The sequence below is a fragment of the Streptomyces sp. NPDC127119 genome (assembly GCF_042677425.1).
Classification (GTDB): Bacteria; Actinomycetota; Actinomycetes; order Streptomycetales; family Streptomycetaceae; genus Streptomyces.
In genome coordinates this window covers 1-20821 of sequence record NZ_JBHXTO010000055.1, presented here as the reverse complement: position 1 = coordinate 20821, position 20821 = coordinate 1, and the positions used below count along the sequence as shown (strand labels likewise).

The following is a 20821-nucleotide window of genomic DNA, read 5'->3' as shown; positions in this document are numbered from 1 at the left end:
CTGTCAGTGGCGGGTGATAGGAAACGGGGATGCCCCAGACACCTTCGTTCGAAGATCTGCTGACCTTGATCGAGGACCGCTCCGCCGCCCTGCGCGGCAGCGTCGCCGGTTCTCCCGATCTGGATGTCCGCGTTCCCAGTTGTCCCGACTGGTCGCTGCGCGAACTCGTCGAGCACGTCATCCAGGTGCACCGGTTCTGGGCGGCGGTGGTCGCGGCCGGCCCCAGCGAGAAGCCTCCGGCCGTGGCGGCCGATGACGCGCTGCCTGTCGACCTGTCTGCGCGTTCGGCCGCGGCCACCGAGGAGTTGATCGCCGCCCTGCGGGCCGCGGGGCCCGCCGTGGACTGCTGGACGTGGTGGGGCGACTCCGACGTCCCGGAGAACAGCGGTTCCGTGGCGCGCCATCAGGTCCAGGAGGCGGCTGTCCACGCCTTCGACGCGCAGCTGGCCGCGGGAACTCCCTTGCCCGTACCGGCGGTTGTGGCGCTCGACGGGATCACCGAGTTCATCGGCGTGAGCCACGGCACGGCCGGGTCCTGGCCGCACGGGCCGGCCCGGATCGGCCTGTACGCGACCGAGGGCGAGTCATGGATCCTCGACATCACGGAGTCGGGGTCACACGTCGTCACCGACGACGGACGTGCCGCGGACGCCACCCTCCGCGGCTCCGCGAGCGAACTCCTGCTCACCCTGCACGGCCGCGTCCCCCTGGACACCGCACGAGCCGAAGGCGACCGCACGACCCTGGAGAACCTGTTGAACTGGCCGGACCTGAGTTGAACTCGAACGAGTACGGATCCCGTGCCGGCAGCTCTGCGGATGTGCACCGGTTCACGTACTCAGCGCTCATGACAGAACAGTCGTGGATGCCGCCATCACTCTCTTCGAGAAGGCGGGGGCGCCGCCTCCGCACATATGCGGGATGCTCTCCTGGGAATCCTCGCTTCGGCGGGCTTCGTGGCCGAACCGGCTGATCCGCATAAGCACGGGGGTGCGATCCGCGTGGATGGATTCCGGCACCGGTGACGGCGGTGAACAGGCACTGGGCAGGGGGGCCTTATGCGGTCGAAAGTTTCGCGGTCGATGGGTGCGCGGTCGGTGGGGCGGCGTCTGGTCGGTGCCGGTGCGGCCTGCGTGGCCCTGGCGGCCGCCTCGGGGTGCACGGCTCCTGTCGATGCCGTCGCCGGTGTCTCCGTGACCGCCGACGGCCGGCTGCTCGGCGTCATGACGGTGTGCGGGCATCGGATCGACGGCGCGACCCTCTACGTGGACGGCGCCGACCCCGACAAGGAGGAGACGGTCGGTTCATGGACCGCCGACCGCCCCCTCACGGCCGGTCTCACCACCTGGCCCCTTGATGCGCCCGCTGACGGCTGGACCACCGACACGACACTCGCTCCGCTCACCGCGAAGACCACCTACACCCTCTACGGCTGGACCAAGGACAACTCGTCGTCGTCGCTCAGCGTCTCGTTCACACTGAGCGACCGGGCGGGGCTGACCCCGGGGATGGTCCGCTACGACGCCATCTCGGACGACGGAGACGAATCCGCCGTCACGGTCCCCCTGGCGAAGTTCGAGTCCGAGGCCTGCGAGGACGGGTGACCCGCCCCTAGCCGCTCCGGCCGTCAGGCGAGGTCCGCCAGCGGGGTGCCTGGTCATCGGGCTTGTCCGGGCTCGCGAAATGGAAGGGCACGCCGAAGCGGGCGGCCAGAGCGGTGCCGGCCCTCACGGCTTCCGCCGCCTCCGGCCAGGGGGGCACCTGTCCGTTGAAGAGACGGAGGTCCGAGCCATGACGGATCATGGCAAGATGGACCTCGCTCGCCGGTGCGTCCAGGATGGCGAGGAGTTCCACGAACCAGCCGGTCGTGTCCCCGTCCCATACGGCCTCGACCGCGGCCGGCTTCCCCGGCAGTTCGCCGATGAGAGCGGCCAGCGACTCCACATCCCTCGGTGGCTCGGGCTGCCGGACGATCCGATCGGCCAACGCCTCGTAGCGAGCCATCACCACGTGCTGGCAGGCGTACAGATTGGGGCGCGGGGTCCGAACGCCCTCCCACTGAACCCGAACCGCGTCCAGCATGACCTTGATCGCCTGCAACTGGCGATCACGCAGCACGAACCCGTCGACTTCCTCCCGCACGGACACCGGCAACTCTTCCCACCACGACGTCTCCACCCCGGTATTAGAACCGACCGCGTGTAGCGTCGACGCATGACCAGCGACAGTTCTTCCGGGGCGGTGGACCGTTCCCTCGTCGATGTTCTTGCCTCCGGTGTCGGGACCGTCGTTCTGGACGGTGGGCTGTCCAATCAGCTGCGGGCCGGCGGGCACGATCTGAGTGACGAGCTGTGGTCGGCCCGGCTGCTCGTCGAGCGGCCCGAGGCGATCACCGAGGCGCATCTCGCCTACTTCGAGGCCGGTGCGAACGTGGCGATCACGTCCAGCTATCAGGCGACCTTCGAGGGCTTCGCCCGGCGCGGTATCTCCCGGGAGCGCGCGGCCGAACTGCTGGAGTCGAGTGTCGGACTCGCGCGGGAGGCCGCGCGGCGGGCCGGGGCGAAGGGCACGCGCGGGCCGTTGTGGGTGGCGGCGTCCGTGGGGCCGTACGGGGCGATGCTCGCGGACGGGTCCGAGTACCGGGGGCGGTACGGGCTGAGCCTGGATGAGTTGGAGCGTTTTCACCGGCCCCGGGTGGAGGTGCTGGCCGGGGCCCGCCCTGACGTCCTGGCCCTGGAGACCGTGCCGGATGTCGATGAGGCGCGGGCCCTGGTGAGGGCCGTGCGCGGGCTCGGCGTGCCCGCGTGGCTGTCGTACAGCGTCGCCGGTGGGCGGACGCGGGCCGGGCAGTCGCTGGAGGAGGCGTTCGCGGTGGCCGCCGACGCGGACGAGGTGATCGCGGTCGGCGTCAACTGCTGCGCTCCCGAGGACGTGGACGCGGCGGTGGCGACGGCCGCGCGGGTCACCGGGAAGCCGGTCGTCGTCTATCCGAACAGCGGGGAGACGTGGGACGCGGGGGCGCGGGCCTGGCGGGGGCGCTCCACGTTCGCACCGGAGGAGGTTGTCGGGTGGGAGCGGGCGGGGGCGCGGCTGGTCGGGGGGTGTTGTCGGGTGGGGCCGGAGGGGGTTGCGCGGATCGCTGCGGCGGTGGAAGTGGGGCCCTGGGTAGGTGGGGCCCCGCCCAGGTAGGGGCTTCGCCCGGGGGTGGGTGGAGCGGTTGTCGCGGCGCTGCGGGCCGGTGGGGGCTGGGCGCGCAGTTCCCCGCGCCCCTGTCGGGGCCCTGGTGGACGTCGTCACGAGCGCGCGCCCCTTTCGGGGCCCGCACCCCTGTCGGGGCGGGAGCCACTTTGTCCTCGGTGGGGAAAAAGTGTTGGGAACTTGTGCTCGATGGGTTACGGCCGTCGACAAAGGTCGCTAACTTCCTTGAAATGAACCGGTCATAGCGCTCGCTGCGACCGGTCACGACGGCGCGACGGCGCGCGCCTGTGCACCGCTTGGCAGTCCGGTCAGGGCTGCCGTCATCCCACCCCACCATGGGAGACCTCTGTGCGCACGAAACCGATCGGACACAGACGTGTCCGTCATCTGCTGACCGCCGCGGCCGTTGCCGTCGGCTGTCTGCTGCCCATCTCCCCGGCCGCCGCGAAACCCGCGCAACCCGCGGATCCGGCCGGCGGATCAAAAGCCGCCGCCGTCGAGTTCCAGCAGGTCACGCTCGCCAAGGGCGTGGCCGAGACGGGCGAGCCCATGACCCTGGCGGTGCTGCCGGACCGCTCGGTCCTGCACACCTCCCGGGACGGCACGCTCCGTCTGACGAACGCGGCCGGAACCACCTCCGTCGCGGGCAAGCTGGACGTCTACAGCCATGACGAGGAGGGGCTGCAGGGCGTTGCCGTGGATCCCGGGTTCACCTCCAACCGGCTGATCTACCTGTACTACGCGCCCACGCTCAGCACGCCCTCCGGTGACGCCCCCTCAGACGGCGGCGCCGCCGACTTCGCCCCCTTCGACGGAGTCAACCGGCTGTCGCGGTTCGTCCTCAAGACCGACGGCACCCTCGATCCCGCCAGCGAGAAGAAGATCCTCGATGTGCCCGCCTCCCGCGGTCTGTGCTGCCACGTCGGCGGCGACATCGACTTCGACGCGGCCGGAAACCTGTATCTGTCCACCGGCGACGACACCAACCCGTTCGCCTCGGACAGCTACACCCCCATCGACGAACGCCCCACCCGCAACCCCGCCTTCGACGCGCAGCGCTCCGCGGGCAACACCAACGACCTGCGCGGCAAGGTCCTGCGGATCAAGGTCAACGCGGACGGGTCGTATTCGATACCGAGCGGCAACCTCTTCCCCTCCGGGACCGCGAAGACCCGCCCCGAGATCTACGCGATGGGCTTCCGCAACCCCTTCCGGATGAGCGTCGACAAGGCCACCGGCATCGTCTACCTCGGTGACTACGGTCCCGACGCCGGCACCGCCAGTCCCACCCGCGGACCCGGCGGGCAGGTGGAGTTCAACCGGATCACGAAGGCGGGCAACTTCGGCTGGCCGTACTGCACCGGCAAGAACGACGCCTACATCGACTACAACTTCGCCACCGGCGCCTCCGGGTCCGCCTTCAACTGCGCGGCGCCCACGAACAATTCACCCAACAACACCGGTCTCACCAGCCTGCCCGCGGTCCAGCCCGCCTGGATCCCGTACGACGGCGCGTCCGTCCCGGAGTTCGGCAACGGCTCGGAGTCCCCGATGGGCGGCCCGGTCTACCGCTACGACGCGAACTCCACCTCCGAGGTGAAGTTCCCTCAGGAGTACGACGGTGACTTCTTCGCCGGGGAGTTCGGCCGCCGCTGGATCAAGCGCATCGAGGCCGGCACCGACGGCACCGTGCAGTCCATCAACTCCGTCCCCTGGACCGGCACCCAGGTGATGGACATGGCCTTCGGCCCCGACGGCGCCCTGTACGTCCTCGACTACGGCACCGGCTACTTCAACGGCGACGCGAACTCCGCGCTGTACCGCATCGACCATGTCACGGGCGGGCTCGCCCCGACCGCGCAGGCGAAGGCGAACGTCACCTCGGGCACGTCACCGCTGGCCGTCACGTTCTCCTCGGCCGGCAGCACCGACCCGGACGGCGACGCCCTGAGCTATGCGTGGAACTTCGGCGACGGCTCCACCTCGACCGCCGCCAACCCCTCGCACACCTACACGGCCAACGGCCAGTACACCGCCACGCTGACGGTCACGGACGGCACCGGCAAGTCCGGCAGCGCCTCCGTGCAGGTCACGGTGGGCAACACCGCGCCCACGGTGAAACTCGATCTGCCCCTGGACGGCAGCATCCACGACTTCGGTGACGCCATCCCGTTCAAGGTGACGGTGACCGACCCCGAGGACGGCACGATCGACTGCACGAAGGTGAAGGTCACCTTCATCGTCGGACACGACAGCCACGGCCATCCGCAGACCTCGACCACCGGCTGCACCGGCACGCTGCAGACCCTGGCGGACGGCGAGCACGATCCCAACGCCAACATCTTCGGCGTGCTCGACGCCGAGTACACCGACAAGGGCGCCGGCGGCCAGCCCGCGCTGACCGCGCACGACCAGCACGTCGTGCAGCCCAGCCACCGGCAGGGCGAGCACTACGGCGACTCCTCGGGCGTCGACGTCGTCTCCCACACCCCCGCGCACGGCGGCAAGACCGTGGGCAACATCGAGAACAACGACTGGATCTCCTTCAAGCCGTACGCCCTCGGCAACGCGACGCGGTTCACCGCCCGGGTCTCCTCGGCGGGCGCGGGCGGCACCATCGAGGTCCGCGCCGGTTCCACGACCGGCACCCTGCTCGGCACGGCGACCGTGCCGGTGACCGGCGGCTGGGAGACCTTCCAGGACGTGACGGCCGCACTGAGCAACCAGCCCAGCGGTTCCACCTCCCTGTACCTCGTCTTCAAGGGCGGCAGCGGCGCGCTCTTCGACGTGGACGAGTTCTCCTTCACCACCTCCGGCGGCGCCGCCCGCACGGGTGAGGTGAAGGGCGTCAACGGCAAGTGCCTGGACATCGACAACGCCCAGACCGCCGACGGCACCAAGGTCCAGATCTGGACCTGCAACTCATCCGCCGCCCAGAAATGGACCGTCGGAACCGACGGCACGCTGAAGGCACTGGGCAAGTGCCTGGACATCTCCGGCGGAGCCACCGCCGACGGTACGAAGATCCAGCTGTGGACGTGCAACGGCAGCGGCGCCCAGACCTGGGCCGCCCAGACCGACGGCACCGTCCGCAACCCGCAGTCCGGCAAGTGCCTCGACGCGTCCGGCGGCACCTGGAACGACGGAACCGCCGTCCATCTGTGGACCTGCCACACCCAAGCCAACCAGAAATGGACCCTGCCGTAGGAGGGAGGAGACCGACCATGCGTACTTACCTGAAAGCGGCCCTCGGCCTGTTCGTGGGCGCCACGCTCTGTCTGACCCCGCAGGCCACCGCACTGCCCGACACGGTGGGCCGGTCCGTCACCGGATCGGCGACCGCCGAGGCACCGCCACTCGCGGCGGCCGACCCCGCGTACAAGATCCTCGTCTTCTCCAAGACGGCGGGCTTCCGCCACGACTCGATCGACGAGGGCATCGCGGCCCTGCGCGGCCTCGGCGGCGCGAACAACTTCACCGTGGACGCGACCGAGGACGCCTCGACCTTCACGACCGGCAACCTCGCCCAGTACAAGAGCGTCGTCTTCCTGTCGACGACGGGTGACGTGCTGAACGCCGCCCAGCAGACGGCCTTCGAGAGTTACGTCCAGGGCGGCGGCGGTTACGTCGGCATCCACGCCGCCGCCGACACCGAGTACGACTGGCCCTTCTACGAGGGTCTGGCGGGCGCGCTCTTCCACTCGCATCCGGCGATCCAGTCCGCCACGGTCAAGGTGGAGGACCGGGCGCACGACGCCACCGCCCACCTGGGCAGCACCTGGCAGCGCACGGACGAGTGGTACAACTACCGCACCAATCCCCGTACCACCGCCCATGTCCTGGCCTCGCTCGACGAGTCCAGCTACTCCGGCGGGAACATGTCCGGCGACCATCCGATCGCCTGGTGCAAGGACTACCAGGGCGGCCGGGCCTTCTACACGGGCGGCGGCCACACCCCTGAGTCGTACGACGATCCCGCCTTCCGGCGCCACCTCCTCGGCGGTGTCCGCTGGGCCTCCGGCATGACCGACGCGGACTGCCGCCCGGAGACCGGCTACACGTCACTGTTCAACGGCTCGTCCACCACCGGCTGGAAGCAGGCCGGTCCCGGGCAGTTCAGCCTCGCGGACGGCACGCTCACCTCCGTGGGCGGGATGGGGCTGTTCTGGTACAACGCCCAGGAGTTCACCGGGGACTACTCCCTCAAGCTCGACTGGAAGATGGCCGGGGACGACAACTCCGGGATCTTCATCGGCTTCCCGGCCTCCGACGACCCGTGGTCGGCGGTGAACAACGGGTACGAGATCCAGATCGACTCCACCGACTCGGCGGACCGCACGACGGGTTCCGTGTACGGCTTCAAGTCCGCCGACCTCGCCGCACGGGACGCGGCGCTGAATCCACCGGGCGAGTGGAACACGTACGAACTGCGGGTCACCGGTGAGCGGTTGGAGATCTTCCTCAACGGGCGGAAGATCAACGACTTCACCAACACCGACCCCGTACGGAGTCTGCGGCAGGGGCACATCGGACTGCAGAACCACGGTGACGGCGACGACGTGTCCTTCCGCAACATCCGCGTCAAGCGCGACGGCGGCGGGCAGGAACCCGGTCCCCGTACGGGTGAGGTGAAGGGCGTCAACGGCAAGTGCCTGGACATCGACAACGCCCAGACCGCCGACGGCACCAAGGTCCAGATCTGGACCTGCAACTCATCCGCCGCACAGAAATGGACCGTGGGCACCGACGGCACCTTCAGGGCACTCGGCAAGTGCCTGGACGTGAGCGGCGGAGGCAACGCCGACGGTACGAAGATCCAGCTGTGGACGTGCAACGGCAGCGGCGCCCAGACCTGGGCCGCCCAGACCGACGGCACCGTCCGCAACCCGCAGTCCGGCAAGTGCCTCGACGCGTCCGGCGGCACCTGGAACGACGGGACGGCCGTCCACCTGTGGACCTGCCACACCAACGCCAACCAGAAATGGACCCTGCCCTGATCGGATCTGACCTGGCCTGACCAGGCTCACCTGAAGTCCTCGCCCCGCTCACCGCTGTGAGCGGGGCGAAGGCGTACCGGTGGGATCAGGAGGCCGCGCTGAGGGCGGGGTCGGTGCGCCAGATGCTGGCGAGCTCCGGCAGGGGTACGCCCAGCACCTCGCTCAGCCGGACGATCGTGCCGAAGGCGGGCGTCGGCATGCGGCCGGTCTCGATCTTGCGAAGGGTCTCGGGCGAGATCTCCGCCGCCGCGGCCACTTCGGCGGGACTGCGTCCGGCCCGGGCGGAGCGCAAGGCCGCCCCGAGACGACGGCCCGCCTCGATCTGTTCTGGGGCGAGCGGATGGCGGACCATGCGCACATGCTAGAGGCGGTGGCGTCCGGCGGGCAACCATCCCGCCCTCTGGTATAAATATACCGGTCGGCCGCCCCGTGGAATCGAGGATCACAGTGATCGAGCACAAATCTCCCGCAGACATCGAGCGTATGCACGTCACCGGACAGTTCCTGGGTCAGGTGCTGGGAGAGCTCGGTGACCTCGCGGCCGTCGGGGTGAACCTGATGGATCTGGAGCACCACGCCCGCCGCCGGATCAAGGAACGCGGCGCGGAATCCTGCTACTGGGACTACGAGCCCTCGTTCGGCAAGGGCCCGTTCCGCAACGTGGTGTGCCTCTCGGTCAACGACGCCGTGCTGCACGGGCTGCCGCACAGCTACAAGCTGCGCGACGGGGATCTGCTGACCATGGACATGGCGGTGATGGTCGACGGCTGGGCCGCCGACTCGGCCCTCTCCGTCGTCGTCGGCACCCCGGCCGCCGAGGACCTGCGGCTGATCGAGGCCACCGAGGTCGCCCTGGAGGCCGCGATCGAGGTCGCCCTGCCGGGTAACCGGCTCGGGGACATCTCGGCGGCCATCGGCGGGGTCGCCAAGAAGTACGGCTACCCGGTCAACCTCGAATTCGGCGGTCACGGCATCGGCCGCACGATGCACGAGGAGTTGCACATCCCCAACGACGGCCGCCCCGGCCGCGGCTGGAAACTGCGCCCCGGCCTGACGATCGCGATCGAGCCCTGGTTCGCCGCGGGCACCGACAAGATCGTGTACGACCCCGACGGCTGGACGATCCGCTCGGCCGACGGCTCGCGCACCGCCCACTCCGAGCACACGGTCGCCATCACGGAGAGCGGCCCGCTCGTCCTGACCCGGCGCCCGGAGAGCACCGAGCGCCCCGCCGGCAGCACGAGCAACAAGGGCTCCAAGGGCACCAAGGACCGGGAAGCTCAGCGATAGCCGGAGACGGCCGAACGCTGACGCGGTCCCGGCCCGGGGCGCGGCTCGGGCGCCTTGAGTGGCTTGCGCGGCCTGCGTGGCTCGTGCGGGTCGCGTGGCTCGTGCGGCTGCGGGCGGGGCGGGTTGCGGGGTGTCGTCAGATCCTCCGCATGGCGCCCGGCCTGCGAAGTCGCCCCACCACCGTCCTGGACGGGGCGCCCGGCCCGGCCGACGCCGGGGTGCGCCCGGTCCCGGTGGGGGCCGGGGACCCGCTCTCCCACAGGGCCATCTCCCGGTCCCGGGGCCCCCGTACGATCTCGGGCCCGCCCGACCCGAAGACCCGTACGGGATGCGTGTCGTCCCAGGCGGGCCAGCCCGGGTCGCCCGTGACGGCGAACCGCACCCACGCCGCGTGCATCTCGTCGGCGAGGGACCGCGGCGCTCCGGGGCCCGCGAGCATCGCCGCCTCGGGTACGTCGGTCGTGTCGAAGACGAAGCCCAGTTCCAGGGCGTGGCAGGCGCCGAGGCCGGGTACGTTCGACGGCCAGGCGAACTCGTAGACGTGCGAGCCCGCCCGGTGGGCGTCGGCGAGCCGGTGCAGCGGCACGCGCAGGAGGAAGTCCGTGACCAGCTGCCCCACCAGATCGGCCGTGCCCGCCCCGGGGTGGGCCAGCCGGTAGCCGCGCGGCACCTCGGGGCCGCAGCGGCAGCGGGCCCTCGCGGCGGTCAGGGCGACCGGGCCGAGCCGGTCGAGGCGTTCGACGAGTCCGGTCGGCGCGAGCCACAGCCGGTACTCCTCGCTGGTCCAGCCCAGGAGCAGTTCCACGTCCTTGGCCGCATCGCCCTCGATCAGCGCCTCCAGCGGGTCGCGCGGCACCAGATCACCGTCGACGACGATGCCGAACGCGGGCCCGCCGACAACCGGGCTCGCACGGCGGCCGGCCTCCGCCTGCGCCTCGGCGAGGGCCTTGCGGTCGGCGACGGCGAACGCCCGCGCGGTCGCCGGGATCCGCAGCCGGGCCGCCATCCGGCGCACCAGGCGCCGTACCTTGTCCCGGTCCGTCACCTCGGGCGCCCCGCTCTGCAGCACCGCCCGCCGGAACAGCCCCTGGGCGCGCGGGCTCGCCAGCAGCGCCCCGATGCTGATCGCCCCGGCGGACTCACCGAAGACGGTCACCCGGTCCGGATCGCCGCCGAACTGCGTGATCGAGTCCCGTACCCACTCCAGTGCGGCGAGCTGGTCGCGCAGGCCCGGGTTGGCGGGGGCGTCCGGGAACAGGCCGAACCCCTCCACTCCCAGGCGGTAGTTGAAGGACACGCACACCACGCCGTCCCGGGCGAAGGACCGGCCGTCGTACACCGGGATCGCGGACGAGCCCCGGGTCAGTGCTCCTCCGTGGATCCACACCATGACGGGGAGGCGGGCGCCGGGACCGGGTTCCGGTGTCCATACGTTGAGGTTCAGGCAGTCGTCGCCCGGTACGACCGGGTCGGCGAGCAGCTTCGCGAAGGCGTCGGAGTACGGCGGCTTGGGCGGCGTCGGCCCGAACGCGCCCGCGTCGCGCACCCCGGCCCAGGGCTCGGGCGGGACGGGCGGACGGAAGCGGTGGGGGCCGAAGGGTGGGGCCGCGTAGGGGATGCCCCGGAAGACGGCGACGCCGTTCTCGTAACGGCCCCGCACCGCCCCGTAGGGGGTGCCGACCACAGGATTCTCGGCCGCGCCAGGATCATCGGTCACCGCGGGTACCTCAGCCATCCGAACCCCTCCTCACCGCAACGAACCGTTTCTGCGGGCCGCGCCTCACCGCTTCACCGCATCACGGTCAGCGCATCACAGAACCCTCGTGTTCCGCAGCCCCGGGGTGCCGAAGCCGGACGTGTCGGCGACCCCGAGCCGCTCACGGAACCGTGCCTGGAACCGCTCACGACCAGCATGTCCGGCATTTCGAGACTTTCGGATCCGTGGAATTCCACCGAGTACCCGGTCTTCCACGGTGAGTTCGGGCGGCCTTACTGTAGGAACCGCTGTAGGAAGCGCTTTCTACCCGAAACTTTCGCGGGCCCTCGGGACGGGGCCGGAGAGGTGGGCTCCATGGTGCGTACCGGGAGCGTGGCGGGGCCGACCCTCGCGGTCGTCGCCCGCGAGGCAGGGGTGTCCGTACCCACGGCCTCGAAGGTCGTCAACGGCCGTGAGGACGTGGCACCGGAGACCCGCCGCCGGGTCACGGAGGCACTCGACCGGCTCGGTTACGTGCGCAGACCCCGGTTCGACGCGGCGAAGTCACCGGGCCTCGTCGACCTCGTCGTGCACTCGCTGGAGAGCTCCCGGGCCGGGGCGATCCTGCACGGGGTGGAGGAGGCGGCGCAGGACGCGGGACTCGAGGTGGTGGTCTCGGCGGGGCTGACCCCGACCCGGGGCGACCGTCCGGAACGCGGCTGGCTGGACAAACTAGCCACCCGGGGCTCGTCCGGGGTGCTGTTCCACCTCGCCGAGCTGACCGTGCCGCAGTACGCCTGGCTGGATCAGCACCGGATTCCGTTCGTGCTGATCGATCCGGCGCTCGAACCGCCGGCGGGGGTCGTGTCGGTCGGCGGGGCCAACTGGCACGGCGGGGTGCTCGCCACCGAGCATCTGCTCTCGCTCGGCCATGAACGGATCGCCGTCGTCGCGGGACACCGCCGCAGGACGTGCAGTGGCGCGCGCGTCGCGGGGTACCGGTCGGCGCTCGCGGCGGCGGGGGTGCGGCATCGGGCGGAGTACGTGCGGTACGGCGGCTTCGACGAGGGGTCCGCGCAGCGGCGGATGCTGGAGCTGCTCGACCTGCCGGAGCCGCCGACGGCCGTCTTCGTCTGCTCGGACCGGATGGCGCTGGGCGCGTATCGCGCGCTCGCGGAGCGGGGGTTGTCCGTGCCGGACGACGTCAGCGTGGTGGGGTTCGACGACCTGCCCGAGGCACGGTGGGCGTCACCCGCCCTGACCACTGTCCGGCAGCCGGTCTCCGAGATGGCGGGGGTCGCGCTGCGGCTGCTGGTGCGGCTGATGGCCGGGGAGCAGCCCGAGGGGACTCGGACCGAGCTGTCCACGCGGTTGGTTGTGCGGGCGAGTACGGCGGCGCGGTGAATTTGGGTTGGGTGGCGCGGGTTGGGTGGCGCGGGTTGGGTGGGGCGTGCAGGTGGGTGGTGGCTGGCCGCGCAGCACCCCGCCCCTGGGAGAGACCGACCGCAGTTGTTGGCAAGGGCCGTCAGCTAGGGGACTAGCTTTCAGCTGGACGGGGCAAGCGCAAGGACGCGTCCAGGATGGTCATGAGCTGTGCAGCCCGGCTCTTTCCAGTAGGTGCCAGTGGGTATCTGTTCAGAACCTCGATCAGGACCGGTGTAGCGCGTTTTCGTGCCTCCTCGATCAGCCGGAGCCCGACGCCGGGATCGTTTTGCGCGTTCAGTTCACCAACGCGAGCAGCGCTCGCGGCGGCTTTGAGGATGTGCCCCACCTGAGTGCCTTTCGCGATCGGATGGAGATAAGCCGCAGAGGCGGCGTCTCCGGCGGCGCGTGCAGCTAGCCGCGCCGCCTCCGTGGGCGCTTCTTTTGCCGCTCGGTGGGCGTCCAGGGAGGTGACGCGCTGCAGCTTGGTCCTTCTGGCGCCGCTCACGAACTCGCGCGCGGCGTCGATGGCTGCCCGAGGCCGAGGATCACCAGGGCTGGCTTCCTCGAACACAGGGAGTACCTCCACGGCACTCTCCAGTGCGTAGTGCGCGACAACGCGCAGTTCGTCCATGGTCAGTTCGAGGTCTCCGGATACGACCGTCATGGACACGATCCTGCCATCGGCCGATCACCGATGGCCTCAGGCGGGGACTCCAGCGACACCCTTGGACGGGGGCCAAATACAGGCGCCGGAAACGGCCGCCCTCCTGCCCGACCTCGCCCTTCTCGTGGGCACTGCTGAGCGAAGCCGAGCCGATCCTCCTATGACTCCGGTCTCACGGCCGGAACGGGCAGGTCGAGAACGCAGGCGAGAGCGGCCGTGACGGGAGTGCGGTAGGCAGGCAGGTGCCTGGCCGTCCAGTCGGCTGCCAGCGCGAGGAAGTCGGCCAAGTCGCGCTCGGCGCCGGCGAGCAGGTGGCGGAACTCGGTGACGGACAGCGTGATCACCGGACTGTCTCGCTGCTCGGTGTTGACAGTGAGCCTGACGGTGTCGCCGAAGCGCTCCGCAACGGGTGACACGGGTTCGTGGCCGAACCCAAGCAGCTTGCCGTCGTCGAGCTGATGCCAGTCGCGCCAGCTCTCCAGCCCGTCACAGCAGCCGGGCAGGAAGGTGACACCGGTGGAGGTGTCGATGACTCGCAGACCGCCGGGCGCGACGATGTCGTCCTCAGGTGTGAGCAGTCCGTGCAAGAAGGAGCCGATTGTGTTGCCCGTTAGCGGTGCGTGGCCATCATCGGAGTCGAAGTCGTTGTAGTCGGCGACACGCATCACCACCGCCCCTACCTCAGCGGGTGAGAGCTCCCCGGTGAGAGGCAGGAAGCTGAACGGTTCTATCTCAGCGACAGGCCAGAGGTCGAAGCCGTCGGGTGTCCACATCTCCAGGACAGGCTCCACCTTGATCACCCTGCCAAGTGTTCCGCACCCACCGCCCGTATCGCCTCCCGATTACGCCGAGCATCCTCGTCACGGCCGACGAGGCTGAGCACCTTCGGTTGTACCGCCCTGAGTAGATACGGGGCTCTGGCTAGATACGGGTGTACACCGACACGTTGTGCTGTACCCGGCGTCGTCCGAAGGCCGGGAGCCGACGGAGCCGGGAACTGCATAGGCTGCAGCGGTGATCGTCCGATGCATCAAAATCATCCAGCCCGGGACCTCGACAGTAGTGAGCGAGCATCCAGGCGTGCGGATCGGCGAGGAGTACCCGGTCCTCGAAGTGTCCGCCACCCGGCCCCGCGTCCTGTTCCGCCTTCCTGACCGCAGTGTGAGGCGAGACGAGATCGACGTTCCTGGACTGTGGGACGCAGCCATGTTCGAGATCGTGTCCGATCGGATGCCGACCTGTTGGGTCACTGCACTGGACGACGGCAGGCTGACCCTGGCGCCCCAGGAGTGGCAGCGACCCGGTTTCTGGGATGACTTCTTCGATGATCTGCCGGACGCGGTCGCCGAATATGACCGGCTCAAGGCCCAGATCATCGCTGAGGCGTGAGGACCTGACCAAGGGCAGTGACCCCGTCCCCACCTCGGCCGACCTGGGCTCGCAGACGTTTTGATGCTGGCAAGGGGTCCCATAAGGCCGGTCGCAGGTGCCGAGTGCGACCTTGCGCAGGCTGAAGTGGTCACGCAACGGGTCCAGCACCGACGCCCGCGGCGCCGGCATCTTCCTCGGCGGCGGAACCGCCGAGTTCAACGCCTGACGGACCGCCCTGCGGTGAACTCCGTACTTCTCGCCCGACGTCCGCTGCGACACATCCGGATCAAGACGCTTGTCTCTCCGGATCGCGGCATACCGTCCCGCCCGCGACAAAACCATCCCGGCCTCCCGACAAGACCGTGATCGACTCGCAGACCCTGCCGCCGCCGCACGGCGGACGGCGGACGGCGGAGTGCATTCACTCCGAGGAGGGCATGGCTGGCAGCTCCGTACCCCGGGTGGAAGCCAGATCAACTTCTTACGCCGTGGAGCCACTTTCCGTCCGTGCAGTGGAGCCCAAGGGAGTGCTTACAAACGTCCGCCCCCATCTCGTCCGCCCGGCCCGGGAGCCCGCTCGGCTCGGCACGGAGAAGCAGCGCCCTGCCACCCGCTACGGCGTGGGCAGGACAACCAGACGACCGGGCGCCCCGGCACCATCGCCGCACGTGACCAGGTCGGGCCATGGAGGACGAGCTCAGTCGGCGAGCAGGGCGTGCACCCACTGGGCTTCGCGTTGCTCGATGTATTCGGCGTCGTTTCGCCAGGCGTCACCGTGGCCTTCGGCCCACAGCCTTGCCCAGGGCTGGACGCCTTGGGCTGCCTGGGTTCGCAGGAAGTCGTGCATGGAACGCGTACGGCGGCCCAACAGGGGGACCAATCGCCGACGTTCGGACTCGTCGAGACCGTACGCGTCGGCGAAGACTCGCAGTCGTTGCGCCGCGTCCGGGCGCTGCCAGTCCGGATGTGCGGACAGCGGGACGAACCCGTGCATGGCGTATGCGACATCCCCCAGGCGGGAGCCGGGACCTGCCGCGTCCCAGTCGATGAAGGCCCACCGCGTCTCGTCTGCGACCACGAGGTTCCAGGGGGCCAGGTCGTTGTGAGCGATGATGTCGCCGCCCTCGGGAGGGATCAGGGTCTGCCAGTGCGCGTCGGGCGCGGGCGTGAAGTCCTCCACGGCATCGTGGAATTCGCGGACGCGGCGTGCGACGCGAGCCAGTTGCCGAGCGGGTTCCATCAGCGAGAACCGGTCGGGCCAGACGACATGTCCCGGCATGAAGGTCAGGACCTCACGTCCTTGATCGTCAATGCCGAGCGGGCGAGGCGCCGCACTGAATCCCACCTCGTTCAGGTGGGCGAGCAGGGCATGCACGGAGGGAGTCCACGGTCCGGCCGGACGGCGAACGGTGTCTCCGACGCGAACGACACCATCACTCACGTTGCCGCCGGGCAACGGCTGTTCATCATCGCGCTGCATCGAACCAGTGTGTCCGACCAGCTCGCCGTGATCACCCCATTAACAACCGTGAGGGGTCGAGACCGGAGGAGCGTCGACCTCGACGCGGCGGTCTCCCATGATGTGGCTGTCCCCACCGCCGAGGGGTGGCTCACCGGATGGGCAATGACATCGGTGCGCGGCGATCGTGTGTCCCACAAGACGACATGAGTCGAAGGGGTGACAGTGAATCGTCCGACGGAGCACGCGCTCGCGCGCCGCACGTTACTGGCCGGCACAGCGGCGGCCGGTGCGGGAATGGTGTGGGCAGGCATGGGGGAGGCCGTCGCGGGTGGGTGGAGAGGACCGGTGACGCAGGCGGCGGTGGACGCGGAGGCGGCGCGTCTGGACCGCGTACTGATCCAGCTACGGCGGGATGTCCATCGGCACCCTGAAGCCCCGGGGCAGGAACAGCGCACGGCCGCTGTGGTGGCTCGAGAGCTGCGCGCGGCGGGGCTGGCCGTCACCACCGGAGTGGGTGGTGGTCACGGGGTCGTCGGGGTCCTGCAGGGCTCGCGTCCGGGCCGGACCGTTGCCTACCGGGCGGACATGGACGCGGTTCCGCCCAAGGACATCGTCGGAGGAGGTTCCGCGCCGGCCCATCTGTGCGGACACGACGTCCACACCACAGTGGGCATCGGCGTCGCGCGGGTCCTGGCGCGGCTGCGGCAGCAGTTGAGCGGAACGGTGGTCTTCCTTTTCCAGCCTGCGGAGGAGACGCTGTCCGGCGCCCGCACGCTGATCGACTCAGGTGTGCTGGAGCGCGAGCACGTCGAGGAGATCCATGCGCTGCACTGCGGGCCGTTCCCCGTCGGCCAGTTCGCTGTGACCCCGGGCTACGGGATGCCGGGCCAGGACAAGGCGGAGATCACCCTCTCCGGCCCGGACGCACCCGATGCCGCGCGGCGCCTGACCGTCGACCTGGGCGCGCTCGCAACCGTGGACCTGCCACAGACACCGGCCGACCTGGAGCGGATCGTCGCCGACGCCCAGACCCCCGACGGACCGCTGGCCCGGTTCGTAGCCGTCCGGGCAACAGCGCAGGAAGCCGAGGTGAGCGTGTCCTACCGCTGCTGGCCGCAGGAACGGTACGTGGAGGTGCGCGACAGCATTCGTCGAGTGGCCATGCCATACACGGGAGCCGGGGTGAGCTTCCCCGTCGAGCCTTTCCCCGCCATGGTGTGTCCAGAACACGACGCCCGTCTGCTCGCCCGCCACCTGCGCCGCACCGTTGGTCAGGACATGGTCACCGAACTCCGTGCCGCCTTCCCGCCATTCAGCGGCGAGGACTTCGCCCTCTTCCTGAACCGGATCCCCGGCACGTACACCTTCCTCGGTGTCCGTACACCTGGCATGCCCATCACCACGAGCTATCCGCACTATCCCGACTTCTCTCCGGACGAGCGCGCCATCGGCGTCGGCGTGCGGGCGATGGCGGGCTGGATCGCGAAACGCACCCACAAAGCGCGGGGCCTGTCAGGCGGACCCAGCTGGCGCTGACTGCCTGACTTGCTGCCGTCGCATCACGCCCCGCCCCGCGAAGGCTGGCTACGCAGAACCCGGGATCGGCAACAGCTACTTCAAGGCCGGCGGGCGTCGTGTGGATCGTGCGGGTGCGTTGTGGCTGAGCGCGCAGTTCCCCGCGCCCCTTAAAGGCGGGTCGGTGGCCGTGGCGCTTTCAGGGGCGCGGGGAACTGCGCGGCCGGCCGCAGCGTGGCCGGGCCTGTCAGGCGCCCCGTGGTTCGCCGTGTTCTAGCGCGCTGCCGCCCACGTGATGCCGCCCAGTAGGTGGGTGCGGAAGTGGGGGGCCTGGTAGGACTCCGGGGCGTGGCCCAGGGCTGTGTAGAAGGATCTGCCTTTGCCTTGGGAGTGGCACCAGGCCAGGGGGTGGTCGGTGCCCATGCCGCCTCCGGCGTACGAGGTCTCGTCGGCGGAGAGGAGTACCCGTACCGAACCCCGGGGACTCGTCCGGAAGTCGTACCACTCGTCCGTGAAGTCCCAGACGGCCGGCAGATGCCGCGTCGCCGGATGATCGTGGTCCTCCACGACCGCCCGGCCCGGCTGATACTCGGGATGCCGGGCGAAACGCGCCCCGAGCAGCTCGCCGTAATACGGCCAGTCGTACTCCGTGCAGGCCGCCGCGTGCACCCCCACGAACCCGCCGCCCGCCTCGACGTACGCCGCCAGGTGCTCCCGGCCCGCGGGCGCCAGGACGTCACCGCTGGTGGAGAGGAAGACGACGGCCGCGTACGGGCCCACGGGGGCGTCGAAGAAGTCGGGGTCCTCCGTCGCGTGGACGTCGAAGCCGTGCGCCGCCCCCAACGACCGTACGGCGGCCGTGCCGTCGGGTATCGAGTCGTGGCGGTAGTCCGTGGTGCGGGTGTAGACGAGGACTCTCGGGCGGGGCGAGGGCGAGCGGTGCTGCGCTGCCATGACGGGCTCCAGATCTCTAGCGCGTCGGTTCGGCCGGGGCCGGCGGTTCGGGCTTCGTGTAGAGGACCTCGCGTGCTTGTTCCGCCGCACGGGTCATGCCCTCGCCCACGAAGTCGACGAAGCGCGCGATGCCTTCGAGGCGGGCGGCGGCCGGGGTGTCGGGGCCGAGGACGCCGACACCCTGCCGTGCGGTCTCGGCGAGCTGGGCGTGGGACTTGGCGGCGGCGATCATCCCGTCGTACCAGACGTCGTTGTCGACGACATACCGCTCGCGGCGGCGTTCGTCCCGCTCCCGCCGGATGAGGCCCTGGCTCTCCAGGAGGGTGACCGCCTTGGAGATGGACGCGGGGCTGACCTGGAGGTGCTGGACGAGTTCGGACGCGGTGAGGCTGCCCGCGTCGGTGGTGTAGAGGTGCGCGAGCACCCTGGAGGTCATCCTGGGCAGGCCCGACTGCATGAGGAGGGTGGTGAACACCTCCACGTACGCGCGTACGGCCTCGGCGTCACGGCCGTGGGCCTGCGGGGGTGCTTCCCGCCCTTGGGGCGGCGCGGCCTCCCTGCGCCGGTGGGCGCGGTGTTCGGTGGCGCGGTGGGCCAGGTCCGCGCGGTAGGCGAGGGGGCCGCCGTTGCGCATGACCTCGCGGGTGATCGTCGAGGTCGGGCGGTCGAGGCGTCGGGCGATCTCCGCGTACGCGAGGTCGTCGGCCAGCCCCAGCGCGATCTGCTGGCGTTCCTGCTGAGTGAGCCTGCCTCCCGGCATCGCGGTCTCCTTCATGGTCCTCGGTCGTCCCCGGCGCGTCGAGCATAGCGTTCACTCCAAGTACATTGCAACGATAGTGGTGAGTGTCGTTGCGTTAGATCCTCCGCCGGCGCAACGAAATATGGCTGCTGGCCTGCCATTACTGCCTCCACACGCAACAAGGCTGTTGCCGCATCCGTGAACGCAACGTAGCTTTTCCAATGTCGGAAACGCCGAACGGGCGCGACCGGACAACCACACCGAGGAGAACACCATGCAGAAGTTCGACACCACCGGCCACGTCTCCGCCGTCCTCGACATCCCCGCGGGACGCATCCGGTTCATCGCCGCAGACCGGGCCGACACCACGGTCGAGGTCCTCCCCGCGAACGCCTCGAACAGCCGCGACCTGAAGGCGGCCGAGCAGATCGAGGTCGCCTACGCCGACGGCGTCCTGCGGATCGAGGCCGCACCGGCGAAGAACCGGATCCTCGGCAACTCCGGGTCCGTCGAGGTGACCGTCCAGCTCCCCGCCGGTTCCCACGTCGAGGCGAAGACGGCCGCCGGCGAGTTCCGGGGCGTCGGACGGCTGGGGGACGTCGCCTTCGAGGGGGCGCAGGGCTCGGTCAAGCTCGACGAGACCGCGGAGGCCCGCCTCACCCTGTTCTCCGGCGACATCTCGGTCGGCCGTCTCGGCGGTCCGGCGGAGATCAGCGTCCAGAAGGGCGACATCCGTATCACCGAGGCCGTGCGCGGCACGGTCGTGCTGCGCACCGAGGCCGGCGAGGTGTCGGTCGGCGCCGCACGCGGGGTGTCCGCCTCCCTGGACGCCGGTACCGGCTTCGGCCGGATCGACAACGCGCTCAAGAACTCCGACGGCGCCGCCGCCGCTCTGAACATTCGCGCGACCACGTCGTACGGCGACATCACCGCCCGCAGCCTCTGACCCCCAGCCCGTACAGCCCGCACGGCTCACGGGCCACACCTCACAGTTCGCGTCCCGCAGTCCCCGATCCGCAGTTCCCGAAGGAGCATTCCTCATGACCGACCCGGCCATCGCGGCGCACGGGCTGCGCAAGTCCTACGGCGACCAGGTCGTGCTCGACGGCATCGACCTGGTCGTCCCCGAAGGAACGATCTTCTCCCTGCTCGGCCCGAACGGGGCCGGCAAGACCACCGTCGTCAACATCCTCTCCACCCTCGTCTCCCCCGACCCCGTCTCCGGCGCGCTCCGCGTCGGCGGCCACGACCTCGGCGCCGCCCCGCAGGCCGTGCGGGCCGGAATCGGTGTCACCGGGCAGTTCTCCGCCGTCGACGGCCTGATCACCGGCGAGGAGAACATGCTGCTCATGGCGGACCTGCACCACCTGCCGAAGAAGGAGGGGCGGCGCATCGCCGCCGAGCTGCTTGAACGCTTCGACCTCGCCGAGGCCGCCAAGAAGCCCGCCTCCACCTACTCCGGCGGCATGAAACGCCGCCTCGACATCGCCATGACCCTCGTCGGCAGCCC

General features: G+C 70.1%; 19 protein-coding genes. 11 read left to right on the top strand and 8 right to left on the bottom strand.

The features are described 5' to 3' along the window. Window positions 1-29 precede the first annotated feature (29 nt). Together ACFVH5_RS23100 and ACFVH5_RS23095 are read left to right on the top strand one after the other, a co-directional pair. Window positions 30-779 carry a maleylpyruvate isomerase family mycothiol-dependent enzyme gene (locus ACFVH5_RS23100; protein ID WP_385835521.1) on the top strand — a complete coding sequence of 250 codons (750 nt, stop codon included), beginning with the start codon at window positions 30-32 and terminating at the stop codon, window positions 777-779. Between the two features lie 279 nt (window positions 780-1058). Then, window positions 1059-1604, top strand: a complete 546-nt coding sequence (locus ACFVH5_RS23095) for a hypothetical protein (RefSeq protein WP_385835520.1) — start codon at window positions 1059-1061, stop codon at window positions 1602-1604. Between the two features lie 7 nt (window positions 1605-1611). On the opposite strand, the gene ACFVH5_RS23090 is transcribed toward ACFVH5_RS23095, so the two are convergent. After that, on the bottom strand, window positions 1612-2178 hold the full coding sequence (locus ACFVH5_RS23090) for a hypothetical protein (protein WP_385835518.1): 567 nt from the start codon (window positions 2176-2178) through the stop codon (window positions 1612-1614). A 36-nt stretch (window positions 2179-2214) separates the two neighbouring features. On the opposite strand from ACFVH5_RS23090, the gene mmuM reads away from it, so the two are divergent. The 3 genes from mmuM to ACFVH5_RS23075 all read left to right on the top strand — a co-directional run bounded on the left by mmuM (window position 2215) and on the right by ACFVH5_RS23075 (window position 8195). Next, window positions 2215-3189 (top strand): homocysteine S-methyltransferase, encoded by a 975-nt coding sequence (mmuM, locus tag ACFVH5_RS23085; protein ID WP_385835517.1) that lies wholly within the window; start codon window positions 2215-2217, stop codon window positions 3187-3189. Window positions 3190-3546: 357 nt separating this feature from the next. Further along, window positions 3547-6405, top strand: a complete 2859-nt coding sequence (locus ACFVH5_RS23080) for a PQQ-dependent sugar dehydrogenase (RefSeq protein WP_385835515.1) — start codon at window positions 3547-3549, stop codon at window positions 6403-6405. Between the two features lie 17 nt (window positions 6406-6422). Beyond that, window positions 6423-8195, top strand: a complete 1773-nt coding sequence (locus tag ACFVH5_RS23075; protein ID WP_385835513.1) for a ThuA domain-containing protein — start codon at window positions 6423-6425, stop codon at window positions 8193-8195. An 85-nt stretch (window positions 8196-8280) separates the two neighbouring features. Here ACFVH5_RS23075 and ACFVH5_RS23070 read toward each other — a convergent pair whose 3' ends face one another. Next, window positions 8281-8547: a helix-turn-helix domain-containing protein gene (locus tag ACFVH5_RS23070; RefSeq protein ID WP_107016494.1), complete on the bottom strand. Its 267-nt coding sequence runs from the start codon at window positions 8545-8547 to the stop codon at window positions 8281-8283. Window positions 8548-8642: 95 nt separating this feature from the next. Between ACFVH5_RS23070 and map the strand changes: the two genes are divergently transcribed. Beyond that, complete coding sequence (gene map / locus ACFVH5_RS23065; protein WP_385835512.1) at window positions 8643-9485, top strand: type I methionyl aminopeptidase; 843 nt, start codon at window positions 8643-8645, stop codon at window positions 9483-9485. 136 nt (window positions 9486-9621) lie between these two features. Here the strand turns inward: map and ACFVH5_RS23060 are convergent, their stop codons facing one another. Further along, window positions 9622-11220 carry a carboxylesterase/lipase family protein gene (locus ACFVH5_RS23060; RefSeq protein ID WP_385835510.1) on the bottom strand — a complete coding sequence of 533 codons (1599 nt, stop codon included), beginning with the start codon at window positions 11218-11220 and terminating at the stop codon, window positions 9622-9624. Between the two features lie 336 nt (window positions 11221-11556). Between ACFVH5_RS23060 and ACFVH5_RS23055 the strand changes: the two genes are divergently transcribed. Next, window positions 11557-12585, top strand: coding sequence for a LacI family DNA-binding transcriptional regulator (locus ACFVH5_RS23055; protein WP_385835508.1), 1029 nt, complete (start codon window positions 11557-11559; stop codon window positions 12583-12585). 133 nt (window positions 12586-12718) lie between these two features. On the opposite strand, the gene ACFVH5_RS23050 is transcribed toward ACFVH5_RS23055, so the two are convergent. Beyond that, on the bottom strand, window positions 12719-13270 hold the full coding sequence (locus ACFVH5_RS23050) for a putative immunity protein (protein WP_385835507.1): 552 nt from the start codon (window positions 13268-13270) through the stop codon (window positions 12719-12721). 158 nt (window positions 13271-13428) lie between these two features. After that, window positions 13429-14070, bottom strand: coding sequence for a hypothetical protein (locus ACFVH5_RS23045; RefSeq protein WP_385835506.1), 642 nt, complete (start codon window positions 14068-14070; stop codon window positions 13429-13431). A 280-nt stretch (window positions 14071-14350) separates the two neighbouring features. Between ACFVH5_RS23045 and ACFVH5_RS23040 the strand changes: the two genes are divergently transcribed. Continuing rightward, window positions 14351-14659, top strand: a complete 309-nt coding sequence (locus tag ACFVH5_RS23040; RefSeq protein WP_385835503.1) for a hypothetical protein — start codon at window positions 14351-14353, stop codon at window positions 14657-14659. 679 nt (window positions 14660-15338) lie between these two features. Here ACFVH5_RS23040 and ACFVH5_RS23035 read toward each other — a convergent pair. Beyond that, a complete protein-coding gene (locus ACFVH5_RS23035) occupies window positions 15339-16121 on the bottom strand; it encodes a phosphotransferase enzyme family protein (RefSeq protein WP_385835502.1) in 783 nt (260 codons plus the stop codon). 276 nt (window positions 16122-16397) lie between these two features. Between ACFVH5_RS23035 and ACFVH5_RS23030 the strand changes: the two genes are divergently transcribed. Further along, window positions 16398-17639, top strand: coding sequence for a M20 family metallopeptidase (locus ACFVH5_RS23030; protein ID WP_385835562.1), 1242 nt, complete (start codon window positions 16398-16400; stop codon window positions 17637-17639). A 252-nt stretch (window positions 17640-17891) separates the two neighbouring features. Here the strand turns inward: ACFVH5_RS23030 and ACFVH5_RS23025 are convergent, their stop codons facing one another. Both ACFVH5_RS23025 and ACFVH5_RS23020 read right to left on the bottom strand, forming a co-directional pair. Further along, on the bottom strand, window positions 17892-18572 hold the full coding sequence (locus ACFVH5_RS23025; RefSeq protein ID WP_385835501.1) for a ThuA domain-containing protein: 681 nt from the start codon (window positions 18570-18572) through the stop codon (window positions 17892-17894). Window positions 18573-18588: 16 nt separating this feature from the next. Then, complete coding sequence (locus tag ACFVH5_RS23020) at window positions 18589-19332, bottom strand: MarR family transcriptional regulator (protein WP_385835500.1); 744 nt, start codon at window positions 19330-19332, stop codon at window positions 18589-18591. 253 nt (window positions 19333-19585) lie between these two features. On the opposite strand from ACFVH5_RS23020, the gene ACFVH5_RS23015 reads away from it, so the two are divergent. Next, a complete protein-coding gene (locus tag ACFVH5_RS23015; RefSeq protein ID WP_385835498.1) occupies window positions 19586-20257 on the top strand; it encodes a DUF4097 family beta strand repeat-containing protein in 672 nt (223 codons plus the stop codon). A gap of 94 nt (window positions 20258-20351) precedes the next feature. Continuing rightward, window positions 20352-20821: ABC transporter ATP-binding protein (locus tag ACFVH5_RS23010; protein WP_385835497.1), on the top strand; the 470-nt coding region annotated here is incomplete at its 3' end.